Annotated in this window: 9 protein-coding genes; 6 read left to right on the top strand and 3 right to left on the bottom strand. The window is 68.3% G+C overall.

The window, feature by feature from the left end:
• The 4 genes from A5645_RS23180 to A5645_RS23165 all read left to right on the top strand — a co-directional run.
• The coding region (locus A5645_RS23180; RefSeq protein WP_155768136.1) for a non-ribosomal peptide synthetase at positions 1-5552 on the top strand (5552 nt) is incomplete at its 5' end.
• Positions 5552-7261 carry an ABC transporter ATP-binding protein gene (locus A5645_RS23175; RefSeq protein ID WP_065131177.1) on the top strand — a complete coding sequence of 570 codons (1710 nt, stop codon included), beginning with the start codon at positions 5552-5554 and terminating at the stop codon, positions 7259-7261. The genes A5645_RS23180 and A5645_RS23175, both read left to right, overlap by 1 nt.
• Before the next feature lie 15 nt (positions 7262-7276).
• Positions 7277-9496: an MMPL family transporter gene (locus tag A5645_RS23170; protein ID WP_065131176.1), complete on the top strand. Its 2220-nt coding sequence runs from the start codon at positions 7277-7279 to the stop codon at positions 9494-9496.
• Between the two features lie 118 nt (positions 9497-9614).
• Positions 9615-11549 carry a serine/threonine-protein kinase gene (locus A5645_RS23165; RefSeq protein WP_065035726.1) on the top strand — a complete coding sequence of 645 codons (1935 nt, stop codon included), beginning with the start codon at positions 9615-9617 and terminating at the stop codon, positions 11547-11549.
• 2 nt (positions 11550-11551) lie between these two features.
• On the opposite strand, the gene A5645_RS23160 is transcribed toward A5645_RS23165, so the two are convergent.
• The 3 genes from A5645_RS23160 to A5645_RS23150 all read right to left on the bottom strand — a co-directional run bounded on the left by A5645_RS23160 (position 11552) and on the right by A5645_RS23150 (position 15065).
• Positions 11552-12220 carry a VIT1/CCC1 transporter family protein gene (locus tag A5645_RS23160; protein WP_081288524.1) on the bottom strand — a complete coding sequence of 223 codons (669 nt, stop codon included), beginning with the start codon at positions 12218-12220 and terminating at the stop codon, positions 11552-11554.
• Positions 12221-12345: 125 nt separating this feature from the next.
• Entirely contained in the window at positions 12346-13611 is a 1266-nt protein-coding gene (locus tag A5645_RS23155) for an APC family permease (RefSeq protein ID WP_301337001.1), read from the bottom strand.
• Between the two features lie 17 nt (positions 13612-13628).
• Entirely contained in the window at positions 13629-15065 is a 1437-nt protein-coding gene (locus A5645_RS23150; protein ID WP_065035724.1) for a WS/DGAT/MGAT family O-acyltransferase, read from the bottom strand.
• Positions 15066-15234: 169 nt separating this feature from the next.
• Here A5645_RS23150 and A5645_RS23145 point away from each other — a divergent pair, with 169 nt between their 5' ends.
• Positions 15235-17412, top strand: a complete 2178-nt coding sequence (locus tag A5645_RS23145) for a glutamine synthetase III family protein (RefSeq protein ID WP_065035723.1) — start codon at positions 15235-15237, stop codon at positions 17410-17412.
• Between the two features lie 198 nt (positions 17413-17610).
• Positions 17611-20247 (top strand): PE family protein, encoded by a 2637-nt coding sequence (locus A5645_RS23140; protein WP_065131185.1) that lies wholly within the window; start codon positions 17611-17613, stop codon positions 20245-20247.
• Positions 20248-20338 lie beyond the last annotated feature (91 nt).

Genomic DNA, 20338 nt, shown 5'->3' with positions numbered 1-20338 from the left:
TGGCCCGCTCACCCGAAGACTTCCACACCCTGCTGGCCACCGAAAACGTCACCATCCTCAGCCAAACCCCCTCGGCGCTCGACATGCTGTCCCCGCAACGGCTGGGATCGACCGCGGTGGTGGTGGCCGGTGAGGCCTGCCCGGAAGAACTGGTGGATCGCTGGGCGCCCGGGCGCGTGCTGATCAACGCCTACGGCCCCACCGAAACCACCATCTACGCCGCGACCAGTGCTCCGCTGCGGGCCGGGACCGGGGCGGTGCCGATCGGGGCACCGGTGCCGGGCGCGGCCTTGTTGGTGCTGGACGGGTGGCTGCGACCGGTGCCGGCCGGCGTTGTCGGCGAACTGTACGTCGCCGGCGCCGGCGTCGGCGTCGGCTACCTGCACCGCGCGGGACTGACCGCCGCACGATTCCTGGCCTGCCCGTACGGCGCACCGGGAACCCGCATGTACCGTACCGGCGACCTTGTGTCCTGGACCCCCGACGGCCAACTGCACTACCTCGGACGCGCCGACGAACAGGTCAAGATCCGCGGCTACCGCATCGAACTCGGCGAGGTGCGCGCGGCACTGGCCGCCCTGGACGGCGTGGAGCAGGCTGTGGTGATCGCCCGCGAGGATCAACCCGGCAACCGGCGCCTGGTTGGTTACGTCACCGGGAGCGTAGACCCGGCAGCGGCGCGTACCCAACTGGCCGAGCGGTTACCGGCCTACCTGATTCCCGCGGCGGTGCTGGTCCTGACCGAACTGCCGCTGACGACCAACGGCAAGCTCGACACCCGCGCCCTGCCGGCACCGGAATATCAACCCCGCGAACGCTTCCGGGCCGCCACCACGCCAGCGCAGGAGATCCTGGCCGGCATCTTCGCCCGGATACACGGACTGCACCGGGTGGGCATCGACGACTCATTCTTCGACCTGGGCGGCGACTCATTGTCGGCGATGCGCGTGCTCACCGCGATCGCCGCGGCTTTCGACGTCCGCCTGCCGGTGCGGGTCCTCTTCGACGCGCCGACGCCCGCGCTGCTGGCCGACCACCTCAACGGGGCGGGCGGCGCGGTGGCGCCGTTGACCACTCGGCAACGGCCTGAGGCCATCCCGCTGTCATTCGCGCAACGCCGGCTGTGGTTCCTCGACCAGTTGATGGGACCTTCGCCGGTCTACCACATGGCAGTGGCGCTGCGCCTCGACGGACGCGTCGACGGCAACGCCTTGGGTTCGGCGCTGGCCGACGTGGTCGCCCGGCACGAGAGCCTCCGGACCGTTTTCAGCGCACCGGCGGGTGTGGCTCAGCAGGTGGTGCTAACGGCCGACACCGCAGAGTTCGGCTGGACCATCGTCGACACCACCGGGTGGCCGCCGGCCGGGCTGACTCAGGCGATAAGTGCCGGGGTGCGGCAACCGTTTGACCTTTCCAATGAAATCCCTTTCCGGGCAACCCTTTATCGGATCACCGAAGATGAACACGTTCTGGTGATCGTGGTACACCACATCGCCGCGGACGGATGGTCGGTGGCACCGTTGGCTCATGACCTGGGTGTTGCCTACGCCAGCCGGTGCGCGGGCCGGGCACCCGGCTGGTATCCGTTGCCGGTGCAGTACGCCGACTACACACTGTGGCAGCGGGAAACCCTCGGCGACCCCGACGACCAGGACAGCCGGATTGCGACCCAATTGGCTTACTGGCAACGGCATTTGGCCGGCCTGCCCGAGCGCGTGCAGCTACCCACCGACCGGCCCTACCCGCCGGTTGCCGATTATCGCGGGGCCAGCGTGGGGATCGACTGGCCGGCGCACCTGCAACGCCGGGTGCGCGAGACGGCCCGCGAGCACAACGCCACCAGTTTCATGGTGATGCAGGCGGCGCTGGCGGTTCTGCTCGCCAAGCTCAGCGCGAGTTCGGATGTCGCGGTTGGGTTCCCGATCGCAGGTCGCAACGATTCCGCCCTCGACCAGCTGGTCGGTTGCTTCGTCAACACGCTGATCCTGCGCGTGGATCTGACCGGTGACCCCACCGTCGCCGAGGTATTGGAACAGGTGCGGCGGCGCAGTCTCGAGGCATACGAACACCAGGACGTGCCGTTCGAAGTTCTGGTGGAGCGCATCAACCCGCCACGATCACAAAGCCACCACCCGCTCGTCCAGGTCATGCTGGCGTGGCAGAACAACACCGTGCCCGACCTGAAGCTGGGTGAGCTGCGGGTGACGCCGGTACCGCAGGAAGCCCGCACCGCACGGATGGATTTGGGGTTCTCCCTCGCCGAACGATTCACGGCAGCAGGCGATCTCGCGGGCATCAGCGGGACGGTCGAGTTCCGCACCGACGTCTTCGACGCCGCGGGCATCGAGCTACTCGTCGATCGGTTGCACCGCGTGGTGTCGGCGATCACGGCTGATCCCGGGACCCGGCTCTCGTCGGTGAGCCTGCTCGGCGACGACGAGCGTTCCCGACTGGACGAGTGGGGCAATCGGGCAGCTCTGACCCGGCCCGTCCCCGTTGACGTCTCGATTCCCGAAGCGCTCAATGCCCAAGTGGCGAGGACACCGGACGCGGTCGCGGTGCGCGGCGCGAACCGCTCGATGACCTACCGGGAGCTCGACGAGGCGTCGAATCGGTTGGCGCACCTGCTAATTGACTATCATGCGGGTCCCGGACGTTGTGTCGCCTTGCTTTTGACCCGGTCCATCGAGGCCGTGGTGGCCATTGCCGCGGTGCTGAAGTCGGGCGCCGCGTACTTGCCGATCGACCCCGGGACACCGACGCCGCGGGTCGGGCTGATGCTGGCCGATGCCGCACCGATCGCCGTGCTCACCCAGGCGGCCCTGGTCGATCGGCTCGACGGGCAGGACCTGCCGATCATCGATGTCAGCGACCCCGCACTGGCCACCTACCCGGGCACCGACGTGCCAGGCCCGGTCGCGGACGACCTCGCCTACCTGATCTACACCTCGGGCACCACCGGGACGCCCAAAGGCGTGGCGATCACCCATCGCAACGTTGTCGAGCTGGTGAGGTCCCTCGACGCCTGCCTGCCACGCGGCGGGGTGTGGGCGCAATGTCATTCCTACGCCTTCGACGTCTCGGTCTGGGAGATCTGGGGCGCGTTGTTGCGCGGTGGCCGGTTGGTGATGGTCAGTGAACAGGTGGCGGCCTCGCCGACTGACTTCCACGACTTGCTGGTCGCAGAACGGGTCACGGTGCTTGATCACAGTCCGTCCGCGGTGGCTGCGTTGTCGCGGCACGGCCTGGACGACATGGCGCTGGTGGTTGGTGGCGAGAGCTGTTCAGCCGCAGTGGTAGACCAGTGGGCCGACGGCCGGCTGATGGTCAACGCCTACGGCCCGACGGAGACGACGGTCGACGCCTGCAGGAGCGCGCCGCTGACCGCCGGGTCATCCGGTGGCCCGCCGATCGGTGCACCGATCTCGAGCGCGGCGGTGTTCGTGCTCGACCACGCCTTGCGTCGGGTGCCCCCGGGTGTGGTGGGGGAGCTCTACGTGGCCGGAAGTGGTGTCGGCGTCGGCTATTGGCGCCGGGCGGGACTGACGGCTGCGCGATTCGTGGCCTGTCCCTTCGCCGCGGGGTCACGCATGTACCGCACCGGCGACCTGGGTTACTGGGGACCCGACGGACACCTGCGGTACGTCGGACGCGCCGACGAACAGGTGCAGATCCGCGGCTACCGGATCGAACTCGGGGACGTGCAGGCAGCGCTCACCGCGGCCGACGGCGTAGACCGGGCGGCGGTGCTCGCGCGCGAGGACCGGCCCGGCGAGACACGGCTGGTTGGTTACGTCACCGGCACGGCCGATCCCGCGTCGGTCCGGGCACAGGCGGCAAAACGGCTGCCGCCCTACATGGTTCCTTCCGCCGTCGTGGTCGTCGACGAGTTGCCGTTGACGACCAACGGCAAACTCGACACCCGGGCGCTGCCCGCGCCCGACTACAGCGACCCCGCACGCTACGTCGCCCCGGTGGGACCGGCCGAACGGATCGTCGCCGACGTCTACGCACAGGTCCTCGGGCTCGAGCGGGTCGGGGCGCAGGATTCGTTCTTCGACCTCGGCGGCGACAGCATCTCCGCGATGCGCCTCATCGCCGCGGTCAACCAGGCCCTGGAAGTTCGGCTGCAGGTGCGCGACCTGTTCGACGCGCCATCGGTAAGGGGCCTGGCCGGCAAGGCGGCCACCGGGTCAGCGGAGGATCCGCTGTTCCGCGCCGTACACGGCAGCGACCCCACCACGGTCTACGCAAGCGATCTGACGCTGGACAAATTCCTCGACGCACCGACGCGCAGCAGCGCGCCCGCGCTCCCGGGACCCAGCGCCGAGGTGCGCACCGTGCTGCTGACCGGAGCGACCGGCTTCGTCGGGCGCTATCTGGTTCTGCAGTGGCTACAGCGGCTCGAACTCGTCGGCGGCACACTGATCTGCCTGGTGCGGGCCGACTCCGACGAAGATGCCCACCGGCGCCTGGAGCGGATCTACGACACCGGTGATCCAAACCTGTTACGGCACTTCCGCCGACTGTCCGCCGGTCATCTGGAAGTGATCGCGGGCGACAAAGCCGAAGCCAACCTCGGGCTGGGCCACCAGGACTGGCGGCGACTGGCTGACACCGTCGACCTGATCGTGGATGCCGCGGCCGTGGTCAATGCCGCCCTGCCCTACGCCGAGTTGTTCAGGCCCAACGTCGCAGGCACCGCCGAACTGCTGCGGCTTGCGCTCACCACCACCCTGAAGCCCTACGTCTACGTTTCGACCGCCGACGTCGGCACCCAGATCGCACCCGCGATGTTCACCGAGGACGCCGACATCCGCACCATCAGCCCCCACCGCTCCGTCAACGCCCTGCCCGCCAACGGCTACGGGAACAGCAAGTGGGCCAGTGAAATCCTGCTGCGCGAGGCCAACGACCTGTGCAACCTGCCGGTCGCGGTATTCCGCTGCGGGATGATTCTGGCCGACCCCGCCTACTCGGGCCTGCTGAACGTGTCGGACACCGTCAGCCGGATGGTGTTGAGCGTGCTGGCCACCGGCATCGCGCCCCACTCGTTCTATCAGCTCGATGCCGCCGGCAACCGGGTGAGCGCGCACTTCGACGGCGTGCCGGCAGGATTCGTCGCCGAAGCCATCGCCACGCTGGGACTGCCGGTCGCGTCGCCCGAGGCGTCCGCGTTCCGGACGTATCACGTGATGAACCCGCACGACGACGGCATCGGCCTCGACGAGTACGTCGACTGGCTGATCGAGGCCGGCTACCGTATCCGCCGCGTTGACGACTTCGGCGAGTGGGTGCGCCAGTTCGAGGAAGCGCTGCAGGCTCTGCCGGAGCAACAGCGCCGGCATTCGGTGTTACCGATGCTGCTGATGCGTGAATCCGTCACCGCGCGTCCACTCCAGCCCGGCAGCGGGGCCTACGCCTCGACCGACCGGTTCCGCGCCGCCGTACGGAAAGCGAAAATCGGCCCCGACAAAGACATTCCGCGCATTGGTGCGTCGAACATCCTGCAGTACATCACCGATCTGCAGTTGCTCGGGCTACTCGACTGATGCTCACCTTGCTGCGTGGACACCGGCTTTCGATGCTGGCGAGCGTTGCGCTGCTCGCCGCGGCGACCGGACTCATTCTGCTGCAGCCTGTCCTGGCCGGCCACCTGGTCGACCGGGCCACGGCGGGCTCGCCCGATGCCGCGCTGGCCGCGGTGTTACTGGCCGCCCTCGCCGGACAATTGCTGTTGGAGGCGGTGGGCCACTTTCGCCTGGACCGCACCGGTGAGCGTATCGTGCTGCGATTGCGGGAGGACTTCACCGATCATGTGGTGCGCCTGCCGATCGGCGTCCTGGACCGCGGCCGCACCGGCGAATTGCTTGCCCGCGGGACGAATGACGCGAGCCTGCTGCGTGAGATGCCGCGTGGTGTCGGTGACTTGGTGTTCGGCATCCTGACCCTGCTCGGCGCGGGAATCTTCATGATCGTGATCGATCCGGTCACCGTGGTCGTGGTGGTGGTCGTGATGGCCGTGGCGTTCGGCGCCGGGAATCCGTTCCTGTCCCGGATTCAGCGCGCCGCACTGGATCGTCAAGTCGCGCTGGGTACTTACTCGGCTGGACTTGATCGAGCTCTCGGTGCGGCACGCACGGTGAAGCTGTTCGGCGCCGAGGACCGCGAGGTGACGTTCATCGGCCACAGCGCGCGAGCGGCTTACCGGTCGGGCGTCCGCATCGCGTCCTCGACCGCGATCAACCTGCTCGCCATCCGGTTGGGCGTCACAGGTTCATTTTTGGCGATCATGATCATCGACGGGCGCCGCGTCGCCGGCGGGGGATTGTCCGCCGGGCAGTTCGTCAGCCTCTTCGCGTTCGCCATGTACGCCGTGTTTCCGATCACCGCCGGCTTCACCGCGCTGGCCACGCTGCGCACCGCGGCCGGTGCCTATCAGAACCTGACCGCCACCTTGGCCGAACTGCCGGAAGGCGATTCACCGCACGACGAACGGGTGGCCGTCCGGCCCACGCAGGAGACGGGTGCGCCGCTGGTCGAGTTCGATCACGTCTCGTTCGGCTACGGACCCGGGACGGCCACCGTTTTGCACGATGTGTCCTTCATCCTGCAACGCGGCCAGACCACCGCGCTCATCGGCCCGTCCGGCGCCGGCAAATCGACGATCCTTGCGCTGCTGTGCCGCTTCCACGATCCAACCACCGGGACCGTGCGCTGGGCGGGGCGCGACTACCGGACGATCGGCCTGCGGGAACTGCGCGGCCGGCTGGGGCTGCTCGAGCAGGATGCGCCCGTGCTGCACGGCACCATTCGCGACAATCTGCTCATCGCTGATCCGACCGCCGCCGACGACGAGTTGTGGCAGGTGCTGCGACAGGCAAACATCGCCGATGAGATCGCCCGGCTGCCGGCCCAACTCGACACCCCGGTGCTCGAGCGCGGGCGCAGCCTCTCCGGCGGGCAACGGCAGCGCCTGGCGCTGGCCCGGGCGTTTCTGTCCCGATCGGAGCTGATCCTGATGGACGAACCGACCGCCCACCTCGACCGCGCCAATGAATACGACGTGATGAGCAACTTGCTGCAAGCCCGCGGTCAGCGCAGCCTGCTCGTCGTCGCCCACCGGCTGTCCACCGTCACCCACGCCGATCAGATCCTGGTTCTTCAGCACGGGCGGATCCAGGCCACCGGTACCCACGCCGAACTCCTGAACACCCCCGTCTACCGCGACCTCATCGAACACGAACTCGTGCGGCACTGAGCGGAAGGAATAGTCGTGCTGTCCCGGATCGCCCACCTCGCCATCACCGCGCCACGCCGCGTCATCGCCGTGGCGGTACTCGTGATGATCGGTGCCGCGATCTTCGGGGTACCGGTGATCCGGCACCTGTCCGCGGGCGGTCAAACCGACCCCAACGCCGAATCGTCACGAGCGTCCGCGCTGCTATCGCAGAAATTCGACCAGGGCGATCTGACCATGGTGATCGCCCTCACCTCCGACGCCGGTGCTCGAGGGCCGCAGGCCCGCACGGTGGGCACGGAACTGGTTGCGCTACTGAAGAATTCGCCAGACGTATCCGAAGTGCAGTCGGCGTGGACCGCACCCCGGGAAGCGGTGTCGGCATTCATCAGCAAGGACGGCAAAACCGGCCTGATCGTGGCCGCCATCTCCGGTGGCGAGAGCGACGCCCAACGCAACGCCATGCGCCTGTCCGAACAACTCGTGCATGACCGCGACGGTGTCACGGTGCGCGCAGGCGGAGACGCGACGGTGTACTGGCAGGTGAATGCGCAGACCCAACGGGACCTGTTCTTGATGGAGTCGGTGGCGCTGCCGATGAGTTTTTTGGTGCTGGTCTGGGTTTTCGGAGGCTTGATCGCGGCCGCGCTGCCGGTAGCGGTCGGGATCTCCGCGATTCTGGGCGCCCTGGCATCGCTGCGCGCGATCGCGCTGGTCACCGACGTGTCGATTTTCGCGCTGAATCTCGCTGTCGCCATGGGCATGGCGCTGGCCGTCGACTACACGCTGCTGATCCTGAGCCGTTTCCGGGATGAATTGGACGACGGCCAGTCGCGCGAGGCGGCACTGCTGCGAACGATGGCCACCGCCGGCCGTACCGTCTTGTTCTCGGCGGTGACGGTCGCGCTGTCGATGGCCACGCTGGTGCTGTTCCCGCCGTATTTCCTGAAGTCGTTCGCCTACGCGGGCACGGCGGTGGTCGCGTTCGCCGCGACTGCGGCCATCACGGTGACCCCGGCGGCGATCGTGCTGTTGGACCGGCGCCTGGACGCCTGGGACGTTCGCCCCCCGATGCGCCGCATCATGTGGGGGACTGGCCAACAGACCAGCCCGTGGCAGGGTCGCTCCTGGTACGAATGGACGAAATCGGTGATGCGCCACTCGGTGCCGGTCGGCGTCGTCATCGTCGCGGTGCTGTTGCTGCTCGGCTCGCCCTTCCACCGGGCCAAGTGGGGGTTCGCCGACGACCGGATACTGCCCACTTCCGCGTCGGCACGCCAGGTCGGCGACCTACTGCGACAGGGCTTCCCGGATCGCGGCGTTCCGGACATCACCGTGGTGTTGCCTCGGGCCGACAACATGAGTCCGTCCGAGATCGACGGATACGCCGCCGCGCTGTCCCGCGTGCCGGATGTTTCCTGGGTGTCCGCACTGGGCGGCACCTTCGTCGACGGCGGGCGCTTCGGACCACCCTCGGCCCCCTACGGTTTCCGGGAAGGGAGCGCGTTCATGACGGTGCGCACCACCGCACCGTTGTACACCGCCGCGTCGACCACCCAGCTGGACCGGTTGCACGCCGTGCCCACGCCCAAGGGCACGCAAATGTGGTTGACCGGTGTGGCACAGAGCAACCGTGACAGTGTGCACGCGATCGCCTCTCGGCTGCCCTGGGTGATCACCCTGATCGCGGTGATCGCGTTGGTGCTGATCTTCCTGCTGACCGGCAGCGTGGTGCTGCCGGTCAAGGCGGTGCTGATGAACACGCTGTCGTTGACCGCCGCGTTCGGTGCGCTGGTGTGGATCTTTCAGGAAGGACACCTGGGCGGACTGGGCACCGCCGCAACCGGAACCCTAGGCGTACAGCTGCCAGTCTTGTTGTTCTGCATCGCCTTCGGGCTCTCGATGGACTACGAGGTGTTCCTGATATCGCGAATCCGGGAGTACTGGCTTGCCTCGGACTTCGGCCCGCAAGCCAACGATGAAAGCGTCGCGCTGGGCGTGGCTCACACCGCCCGGGTGATCACCGCCGCGGCCCTGATCATGGCGATCTCCTTCTCCGCCTTGATGGCTGCGCAGGTGTCGTTCATGCGGCTGTTCGGGTTCGGGTTGACGGTCGCGGTTTTGGCCGACGCCACTCTGGTTCGGATGCTGCTGGTGCCGGCCTTCATGCATGTGCTCGGTCGCCTCAACTGGTGGGCTCCAAAGCCCCTGGCCCGCATCCACCAGCGGTTCGGATTCAGCGAAGGCAGCTCTTGACGCAAGAATCTCGCAAGAATTTCTATTAGATGCGGCAAGCGTCGGGCGGCAAGGTACCTGGTGTCGGTCGCCTTGGCCGGCGCCGCTTGCACGCTTACCGCACAGAAAAGGGACCGACGTGGACACCACCCACCCCCACATACTGACCACCGGGCAGGTGTTCGCCGGTTTCACGATCATTCGTGTCCTGGGTGCCGGGGGAATGGGCACCGTGTACCTCGCGGCACATCCTCGGCTGGCACGCGAGAACGCGCTGAAAATCCTGCCCAGCCAGTTCAGCGACGATCCGATGTATCGCGCCCGGTTCGAGCGGGAAGCCGAGTTGGCCGCCGGCCTGGACCACCCCCACATCGTGCGCATCCACGACCGCGGCGAACACGAGGGACAGTTCTGGTTGTCGATGGACTACGTCGCGGGCACCGACGCCGCCCGGTTGATGAAGGACAGGTTCCCCGGCGGCATGCCGTTGACCGAAGCGCTGCCCATCATCGCCGCCGTCGCCTCCGCACTCGACTACGCCCACGAACGGGGGCTGCTGCACCGCGACGTCAAACCGGCCAACATCCTGCTGGCCGAAGACGACGCGCAGCCCCAACAGGTCTACCTGGCCGACTTCGGTATCGCCCGCCGCATGGACGATGCGACCCCCCGGCTCACTTCGACCAACATGACGGTCGGCACCGTGGACTACGCCGCACCCGAACAGTTGAAGGGCGAGGCGCTGGATGGCCGCACCGATCAATACGCGTTGGCCTGCACCGCTTTTCATCTGCTTACCGGAACACCGCCCTATGGCGATTCCAATTCGGCGGTGGTGATCGCGCAACACGTCAGCGCGCCGCCGCCGTCCATCGGCGTACTTCGTCCACACCTGGCGGACCTGGACTGGGTGTTCGCCGTGGCGATGGCCAAAGACCCATCCCGCCGCTTCGCCAGCTGCCGCGAGTTCACCGACCACCTGGCCCGCCAACTGGCCCCGGGATTCGCCTACGCCGACGAGATCCCCGGTGACACCGGCATCACGTATCGACCGGAGCCGCTCAGCGCCACCATGCCGGCCCTGCCCGCGGTCACTCCCGACTCCGACAAGAAGCCGCGCAGGCGCCGCGGTGTGCTGGCCGGTGCTGTGCTCTGCGCGGCACTGCTGATCGCCGGCGCCGTCTTCACCGGCATCAAGCTCACCTCTCGGCCACACCCGCAGGCATCGGGCAACCCGACGCCGACCAGCGCCGCACCGCCGCCCAACACCGGTCCGTTCACGGGTGTCTATCAGGTCGAATACGGGGTCGTCACCGGCGTCGACGACCAGCCCGCCGAAGCCGCCGTCACCCCGACCACCGAGTTGTGGGGTGTGCGGTCGGTCTGCGGTTCCACCGGTTGCGTCGCGACCGCGTCAAGGGTCAGCGGTGAGACGATGCAAGCGCCGACGATGGTGCTGGACCAGATCGGCGGCAACTGGGTCGCGGTCAGTACCGGCTCCACCAATTGCGGGAACCTGGTCGGCGACGTCTGGGAAACCTTTACCCTGCAACCGCTTCCGGGCGGCAACTTCTCCGGCGAAGCCATCCAGACCATGGCCAAGGGTTGCACGAACAAACGCCCCGTCACCTTCACCCGCACCGGTGATGTCGACCTCAAGAGTCTGCCCGACCCGGCCACACTGCCCGCGCGGGTGCCCTCACCGGCAGCCGGAGTGCACGGTCATTACCGACAGAACAGCACCCAGCCCAACGGGTTCAAGGAGCAGCAGGATTTCGCGGCGCGGACCGACTGCCTTCGCACCGGGGCCAGATGCCTGACCCTGTTCCACACCGCGCCGGCGACCGCCATGGTGCTGCTCTACAGCGACGGAACCTGGACGTACGAACGGGAATTCGATGCCAAATGCTGGAAGGGTGGTATGGCGCACGTGAAAATCACTGTGCCCTTTGCCTTGCCGCAGCCAGCAGAGGATCCGATCTCATTGCTGACCGGTCACGGCAATGAGGAGATCACGGGCACGTCGTGCCCCAGCACCACGGTCGACGTGCAGTTCTCGCGAACCGGCGACTAGCCTCACCCGATCGCGGTGCCGAACAGATGGCCGACACCATAGGTGAACGCCAAACCCGCGGCGCCGCCGAGCACGACCCGCAGTACCGCGCGGCGCACGCCGCTCCCGCCGATGCGGGCGCTGACCGCACCGGCGAGACCCAGCGCGACCAGCACCGCGACGAACGTCACCGGCACTCGGAAGGTGGCGGGCGGCAACAGGATCGCGACCAGCGGCAGCAGCGCCCCGGCGATGAAGGACGCCGCCGATGCGGCCGCGGCATGCCACGGGTTGGCCAGATCCTCGGGATTGAGCTTCAATTCCACTTCGGCGTGTACGGCGAATGCATCGTGGGCGGTCAGCTCCTTCGCCGCCGCAGCGGCGGTCTCGGGCGAAAGGCCTTTGTCCTCGAAAATGGCGGTCAATTCGGCCAATTCGGTGTCGGGAGCCTGCAGCAGTTCGCGGCGTTCCTTGGTCAGCAGGGCCTGTTCACTGTCGCGCTGACTGGACACCGAAACGTATTCACCCAACGCCATCGACACCGCGCCCGCCACCAGGCCCGCTAACCCTGCGGTGAAGATCGCTCCGCGCTGCGCGGTGGCACCGGCGACACCGACCACGATGCCGGCCACCGACACGATGCCGTCGTTGGCGCCCAGCACGGCCGCCCGCAACCAATTGAGGCGGTCCATCGCGCCGTCGGCGTGCGGCTCGGCCGGATGCGCACCGCGCCCGTCGTCAAGCTGGTCATCAACCACGGGGTAGAGCCAACCGCACCGGCGCGGATCGCGCCAGCAAGCGGAGCCTCACCAAAGACCTACCGCCGCCGGGAGCGGGCCCAGAACAGCGCCGCGCCCAGGGCCAGCACTCCGGCGCCCGCGATCGTCGACGTCAGAGGCAGCGCGACGGCCACCACCACGCAACCCAACAGCCCGCACACCGGAACGATTCTGGGTGGTGCGCCTTCGTCGGGGCCCAGCGTGAACGCGGAGGCATTGGCCACCGCGTAGTACACCAGCACCGCGAACGACGAGAATCCAATCGCGCCGCGCAGATCGACCGTCGCCGCCAGCACCGCGGATACCGCTCCGACGGCCAGTTCGGCGCGGTGTGGAACCTCGAACCGCGGATGCACCGCATCCAGTCGACGCGGGAGATGGCCGTCGCGCGCCATCGCCAAGGTGGTGCGGGAAACCCCCAACATCAGTGACAGCAACGAGCCCAGCGCGGCCAGCACAGCGCCGCCGGCGACGAACGGCAGCAACCACGGCGGGCCGGTTACCCGCGCCGCCTCCACCAGTGGCCGCGCGGTCGCGCCAAGGGGCCCGGGCCCCAACGCGATCAGCACGGCGACGGCAACCGCGGCATAGACCGCCACGGTTATCGTCAGCGCGATCCCGATCGCACGGGGGATGGTGCGGGCCGGATCCCGGACTTCCTCACCCAGGGTGGCAATGCGGGCATAGCCGGCGAACGCGAAGAACAACAATCCCGCCGACTGCAGCACCCCGCCACCGGACACACCTGCGAAATCGGTAAGCGCAGCGAAATCGCCTGTGCGCGTGCCCAACACCGCTGCGACCACACCCGCCAACACCACCAGCACCGCCGCGACGATGATCCGCGAGACCCACATTGACTTACGCACGCCCAGATAGTTCACCACCGTCAACGCCACCAGAGCGGTGACCGCGACCAGGTGGGCGTGGGCGGGCCAGGCGTACCACCCGACCGTGAGCGCCATCGCCGCACAGGAGGCGATCTTGCCGACGACAAAACCCCACCCGGCCAGGTAACCCCAGAATTCGCCCAGCCGTTGCCGTCCGTACACATACGTGCCACCGGATGCGGGATACAACGCAGCCAACCGGGCCGAGGAGGTGGCGTTGCAGTACGCCAACAGTCCCGCCACCGCCAAGCCGATCAGCAAGCCGGCGCCGGCGGCGCGGGCCGCAGGGGCCAGCGCGGCGAAAATGCCTGCTCCCAGCATCGAACTCAACCCGACCACCACGGCATCGGCGACACCCAGGCTGCGCCGCAACCCGACACCATTACCGGAGGCGGGCGCCTTCTCTGCGGTCACCTCACCACGGTACGGGGTCACCCCGTGGCGGCGAGCAGATCATCGAAGGCGTGCTCCATGCATTCGGCGTACCTGGCCGGGTCGGGCAGGGCATCGCGGTCGGCGGTCGCGCTGATCGACAGGGTTCCGTCGTAGCTGGCGACTACGTGGCAGAGGTTCAGGCCGCCGATCAGCGGTCCGAGGCCGGCGGCGCGCAGCAGCCGGGCGCCGTGGAAGAAGATCGGGACGCTCGGACCCGGCACATTCGTAACGGTTGTGTTGGCGACGGTGGGGCCCGAGAACGGAAGCACGCTGGCGGCTTTCGCGGTCACCCCGAGCAGCGCCGTCGGCAACGTCGCCACCAGTTCCAGCAGCTGCGCCCTGCTGGAATGCTCGGTCTCCGAACGACTTTCGGCCGTCGATGCGGCGATCGTGGCGAGCCGTTCCAGGGGATCGGCGATATCGGTGCCGAGCGCTTGCAGACGGCCGAACAGCATGTTCCCCTTGCCGCTTTCGTCGCCGGCTTCGCGCAGCGAAATCGGGCACGCGGCAACCAGCGATTCGTCGGGCAATTCATCGTGTCCGGCCAGATATTCGCGTAGCGCGCCGCCGACGTAGGCCAGCGCCACATCGTTGACTGTGGCGCCCGGCACCCGCGCCTTGATCTTCTTGAAATCAGCCAGATCGTGAAACCTGGCCTCGAACACCCGGTGCGGTGACACGGTCTGATTGAAGCGGGTCTTGGGCGGAAACGAGGGCCTGCTGCCCTCGGCGACGCTACTCACGACGCCACCGACGAGCTTGCCCGGCACACCCAGCAGGCCGCGGACGATCTTCGGCGTACTCGAAAGGACGACCCGGCCCGCCCGCAGCGGGTACAGCGCGGCGTTGACCGCGGTGCGGGACAGCAGATCCGAGGTCGAGGGGAGCGGTGCCGGCTGCCACGGCCGGTCCGGACCCGCGGGGCGTGGGCCGTCCGCGGCAAGATCGTGCAGCGCCGCGATCATCTGCACACTCGCCATCCCGTCGACCGCACAGTGATGCAATTTCAGCGCCATCGCGAAGGAACCTTTCGGCACACCGGGAACGGCGTTGAGGCCCTCGATGACGGTGATCTCCCACGGCGGACGGCGCAGGTCGATCTGCCGGGCGTGCAGTCGGGCCACCTGAATACACAATTGCCGCCAATCGCCCGGTTGGGGCAGCCCGATGTGCCGGACGTGATATTCGAGATCGAAGTTCGGGTCGTCGACCCAGTAGGGCATGTGCAGTCCGCCCGGCAGCTCGGTCAGGCGGCGCCGAAAAACCTCCGCCAGATGCAGCCGCGTGTCCAGTTCCTCGAGGATCCCCTTGAACGTCACCCTGCCGCCCGGAGCGGTGGACGGGTCGTAGATCAGCAGCATCTGGATCTGCAGCGGCGTCGCCGGACCCTCGGCACGCAGCATCATGTCGTCGCTCCAGCTCAGCTGCTGCACCGCGGGTCCCCCTTTGACGTTCGAGTCCGCTTCGACAGGCGTGTCTCACGGTCGCAACCAATACTGCTCCATCGTTGACGCCGTCGTAACAGTTCTGCCATCGAACCTCTCTACGGTGAGGCGGTCCAGCGTCCGCCGATCACCGCGGACCCCGTACGAAGGAGCTCAATTGAGCGGAAACGCGGTCCGCCTGCAGGCGATCAACAATGTAGAGGCCTACGTCCCCCCGGCCATCAGCTTCGTGCCGGGCGAAACTCCGGGAGAGATCTTCGGCTCCAACGTCTTCACCAAGGCCGAGATGCAGGTGCGGCTGCCCAAGTCGGTGTACAAGTCGGTGCTGGCGACGATCGAGAAGGGCGCCAAGCTGGACACGGCGGTCGCCGACTCGGTGGCGGCGGCCATGAAGGACTGGGCGCTGGAAAGGGGCGCCACGCACTACGCCCACGTGTTCTATCCAATGACCGGTCTGACCGCCGAAAAGCACGACAGCTTCCTCGAACCCGTCTCCGACGGGCAGACGCTGGCCGAATTCGCCGGTAAGACGCTCATCCAGGGCGAGCCCGACGCATCCAGCTTCCCCTCCGGCGGACTGCGCAGCACCTTCGAGGCGCGCGGTTACACCGGTTGGGACGTCACCAGCCCGGCCTACATCCTGGAGAACCCGAACGGCAATACGCTATGCATCCCAACGGTATTCGTTTCGATGACCGGTGAAGCGCTGGACTACAAGACACCGTTGCTGCGCAGCCAGCAGGCAATGGGTGTGCACGCCGAACGGATCCTCAAGCTGTTCGGGCACGGCGATCCCGAGAAGGTGGTGTCGTTCTGCGGCCCGGAGCAGGAGTACTTCCTGGTCGATCGGCACTTCTTCCTGGCGCGACCGGACCTGATCAACGCCGGCCGCACCGTGTTCGGCGCCAAGCCACCCAAGGGCCAGGAATTCGACGACCACTACTTCGGCGCGGTGCCCGAGCGTGTTCTGGGATTCATGATGGACACCGAGCGTGAGCTGTTCAAACTCGGCATACCGGCCAAGACCCGGCACAACGAGGTCGCTCCCGGCCAGTTCGAGGTTGCGCCGATGTTCGAGCGCGCCAACCTCGCCTCCGACCACCAGCAGCTGCTGATGACGGTCTTCAAGACACTGGCCAAGAAGCACGGCATGGAATGTCTGTTCCACGAGAAGCCGTTCGCCGGGGTCAACGGTTCGGGCAAGCACGTCAACTTCTCGGTCGGCAACGCCGAGCTGGGCTCGTTGCTGGTGCCTGGCGACACCCCGCACGAGAACGCCCAGTTCCTGGTGTTCTGTGCCGCGGTGATACGTGCCGTGCACAAGTTCGCCGGCCTGCTCCGGGTGTCGGTAGCCTCGGCCACCAACGACCACCGGCTCGGCGCCAACGAGGCGCCGCCGGCGATCATCTCCATCTTCCTCGGTGAGCAGCTCGCCGACGTCTTCGAGCAGATCGCCAAGGGCGCGGCCACTTCGTCAAAGGGCAAGGGCACCATGATCATCGGGGTGGACACCTTGCCGCCGCTACCCACGGATCCCGGGGACCGCAACCGCACCAGCCCATTTGCGTTCACCGGCAACCGATTCGAGTTCCGCGCACCGGGTTCCGGACAGACGGTTGCGGTGCCGATGATCATCCTCAACACCATCATGGCCGATTCCTTCGACCACATGGCTACGATCCTGGAGCAGGCCGTCGCGGACGGCGAAGACTTCGATGCGGCCGTGCAGAAATTGCTCACCGACGTCATCACCGAGCACGGCGCGGTGGTGTTCAACGGTGACGGGTATTCGGAAAACTGGCAGATCGAGGCGGCCGAGCGGGGGCTGCCCAACCTCAAGACCACGCTGCACGCCATCCCCGAGCTGATCAAGCCCGAGGCGGTCGCCGTCTTCGAAAAATACGGTGTCTTCAGCGAACGCGAGCTGCACAGCCGCTACGAGGTCCGACTGGAGCAGTACGCGCTGACGATCGCGGTCGAGGCGAAACTGGCGCTGGAGATGGGCACCACGATCATCCTGCCCGCCGCCATCCGCTACCAGACCGAGCTCGCCCAGAACGTCGCGACGTTGAATGCGGCCGGTATCGAGCCGGAAATGTCTGCACTGAAAGCTGTTTCGGCTCCGCTCGCCGAACTCACCGCCGCGCTGGCCACCCTGAAGTCGGCTTTGGCGCAGCACTCCGCGAGCTCGGCGCTGGAAGAGGCGACGCATGCCCAGAACGAACTGCTGCCCGCGATGGCGGCGGTGCGGGCCGCGGCCGACACCTTGGAAGGCGTTGTCGCCGACGACCTCTGGCCGTTGCCGACCTATCAGGAGATGCTCTACATCCTGTGAGGACCGTCGTCGGGCGTGGGGGCCGGCCGCAACCGCGGACCTGGTGATTCCCGGCCCTCACGTCCGGCGACCCGGATCGACAACGCAGAAATTCATTGGCGCAGAGTGATCATTCGGGCAGAAATGCCGGCGTGCCCGGGATATGGTGACGCGCAATGGGAAGCGCGTTTCCTGCTGAGCCGCTTTGGGGGTTATTCGATGTCGTTGTTGGTTGCATTACCGGATGTGATGGGTGCAGCGACCGAGGACTTGGCCAGGATCGGCTGGACCGTCGCGGAGGTTCATTCGGCCGCAGCGGCCTCGACCACCGGGATATTGGCGGCGGCTCAGGACGAGGTGTCGGCGGCCATCGCGGCCCTGTTCTCTGAACACGGGCAGAACTACCAATCCCTCAGTGCGCGGGCGGCGGCGTTCCACCAGCGGTTCGTCCGGGCCTTGGCCGCCGGCTCCAACGCCTACGCGAATGCCGAGGCCGCCAACGCCGCGCCCTTGCAGGCCGTCTTGGATGCGGTGAACGTACCCTTTCAGACACTGACCGGACGTCCACTCATCGGCAACGGGGCCAATGCCGCACCCGGGTCCGGGCTCGACGGAGCCCCCGGCGGCTGGCTGATGGGTGACGGCGGCGCGGGCGGATCAGGCGCTCCGGGCCAAAGGGGCGGAAACGGGGGTGCCGCAGGATTATTGGGCACTGGCGGAGCCGGCGGAGCCGGGGGAAGCGCGGCCACCACGACGAGCGCGGGCGGCGCCGGCGGCAACGGCGGGGCGGGCGGTTGGCTGGCCGGTAACGGTGGTGCCGGAGGCACCGGTGGGACCGGCGGGGTGATCTCAGGCAGCGGCGGAGCCGGGGGAAGCGGCGGGGCCGGCGGTCTACTCGGCGGGGGCGGAAACGGCGGTAACGGCGGATTGAGCCCGAACACCGTCGGAGGTACCGGACCTGCGAACGGGACCGGCGGTGCCGGTGGAGCCGGCGGCAACGGCGGATTGCTCGGCGGATTCCTCGGTTCCGGCGGCGGCAACGGCGGAGCGGGCGGCGCCGGCTTCGTCTCTGGCGGCAACGGTGGGGCAGGTGGCAGCGGCGGATTGATCGCTGGGTTCGGCGGTTCGGGCGGCGACGGCGGGGCTGCCACCCACGTCCTTCAGGCCGGCGGTAATGGCGGCAGCGGCGGAAACGGCGGCAACGGCGGACTGCTGTTCGGCGCCGGCGGCGCGGGCGGCGACGGCGGATACAGCCCGGTCGGAGGCATCGGCGGCAGCGGCGGCCGCGGGGGGAACGCGGGGTTGTTCATCTCCAGCGGCGGAGCCGGCGGCACCGGCGGTTTTGGCGACGACGGCGGCGGCAAGGGCGGAGCCGGCGGCAACGCCGGATTCATCGGCAACGGCGGAGTGGGTGGCGCCGGCGGAATGGCCGAGACCCTGTCCGGTGGCCGTGGTGGCGCCGGCGGCTACGGCGGTCTGTTGCTGGGGAATGGCGGGGCAGGAGGTACCGCGGGCCTGGGCGGCAACGTCCTCCCCGTCTCCGGTGGCGCCGGCGGCAATGCCTTCCTGATCGGCAACGGCGGCAACGGCGGCGTCGGGAACGTGCTGGGCGTCGGCGGTGCCAGCGGAGTGCTGCTGGGGCTGGACGGTTTCAACGCCCCGGCCAGCACCTCGCAATGGCACACCTTCCAGCAGAACGCGCTCAATGCGCTCAACGCGCCCGCCCGGCTGCTGACCGGGCGCCCGCTGATCGGCAACGGCGCACCGGGCGCCTACGGGTCGGGTGCCAGTGGCGGTGGCGGCGGATGGTTGCTGGGCGACGGCGGCGCGGGTGGCTCAGCAGGTGCGCTGGGTCAGAGCGGCGGAAGCGGCGGCAACGCTGGGCTTTTCGGCACCGGAGGATCAGGCGGACCGGGCCAGTTCTCGCCAGGCGTGGCCGGTCAGGCCGGCGCCGGCGGGGCCGGGGGCGCCGGGGGTTGGTTGCTCGGTAACGGCGGTGTCGGTGGCACCGGCGGGACGGGAGTCGTGGACGGGCGTGCCGGCGTCGGCGGGATCGGCGGCGGCGGTGGGCTATTCGGCGCCGGCGGCGGCGGTGGCGTCGGCGGATTCAGCGAGGACGGCACCGCGGGAACCGGCGGTCGGGGTGGCAATGGCGGTCTGCTGGCCGGGCTCGTCAGCGCCGGTGGCGGGGACGGTGGAACCGGCGGGAACGGCTTGTTCAACGGCGGTGCCGGGGGCGCCGGAGGCAACGCGGGCCTGCTGGGCGGGCCGGGCGGCGCCGGCGGCGCCGGAGGTGTCGGCGGGTTCAATGCCGCGACACCCGGCAACGGTGGCGTGGGCGGGGCCGGGGGCAACGGCGGAACGCTGTTCGGCAACGGCGGCGCCGGCGGAAGCGGCGGCTTCAGCCAGCTCGGCACGGGCGGCACCGGCGGAACCGGCGGCATGTCCGGGCTGCTGATGTCCGGCGGCGATGGCGGCACCGGCGGCCAGGGATTGTTCGGCGGCAACGGCGGCGCGGGCGGCAACGCGACCCTGCTCGGCTGCGGCGGCGCCGGAGGAACCGGTGGCTCGAGCGGTGCGTCGCTTCCTGGTAACTCCGGCACGGCAGGCAACGGCGGCAACGGCGGCAGGGCCGGCGCGCTGATAGGAATCGGCGGGGCGGGCGGCGCCGGTGGCCAGAGCCCTGCGGTCGGCGGCGGGGGCGGCAACACCGTGCTCAGCGGCAACGGCGGCAATGCCGTGCTGATCGGCGTGGGCGGCAACGGCGGCAACAGCGGGACCCCGCTCTACCTCGGCGGTAGCGGCGGCATCGGCGGCGTACTGCTGGGACGGAACGGGTCGGACGGGTTGCCGTAGCTCTGCTGGAACACTTCGCCAAGCCGAAGCACTGCTCATTTGCACGCTTGGAGCACCCCAACCATTAGCCTTATGCCTGGCACGCCACCGC

The sequence above is a fragment of the Mycobacterium asiaticum genome (genome assembly GCF_001673635.1).
Taxonomy (GTDB): Bacteria; Actinomycetota; Actinomycetes; order Mycobacteriales; family Mycobacteriaceae; genus Mycobacterium; species Mycobacterium asiaticum_C.
This window is presented reverse-complemented; position numbering and strand designations above follow the sequence as displayed.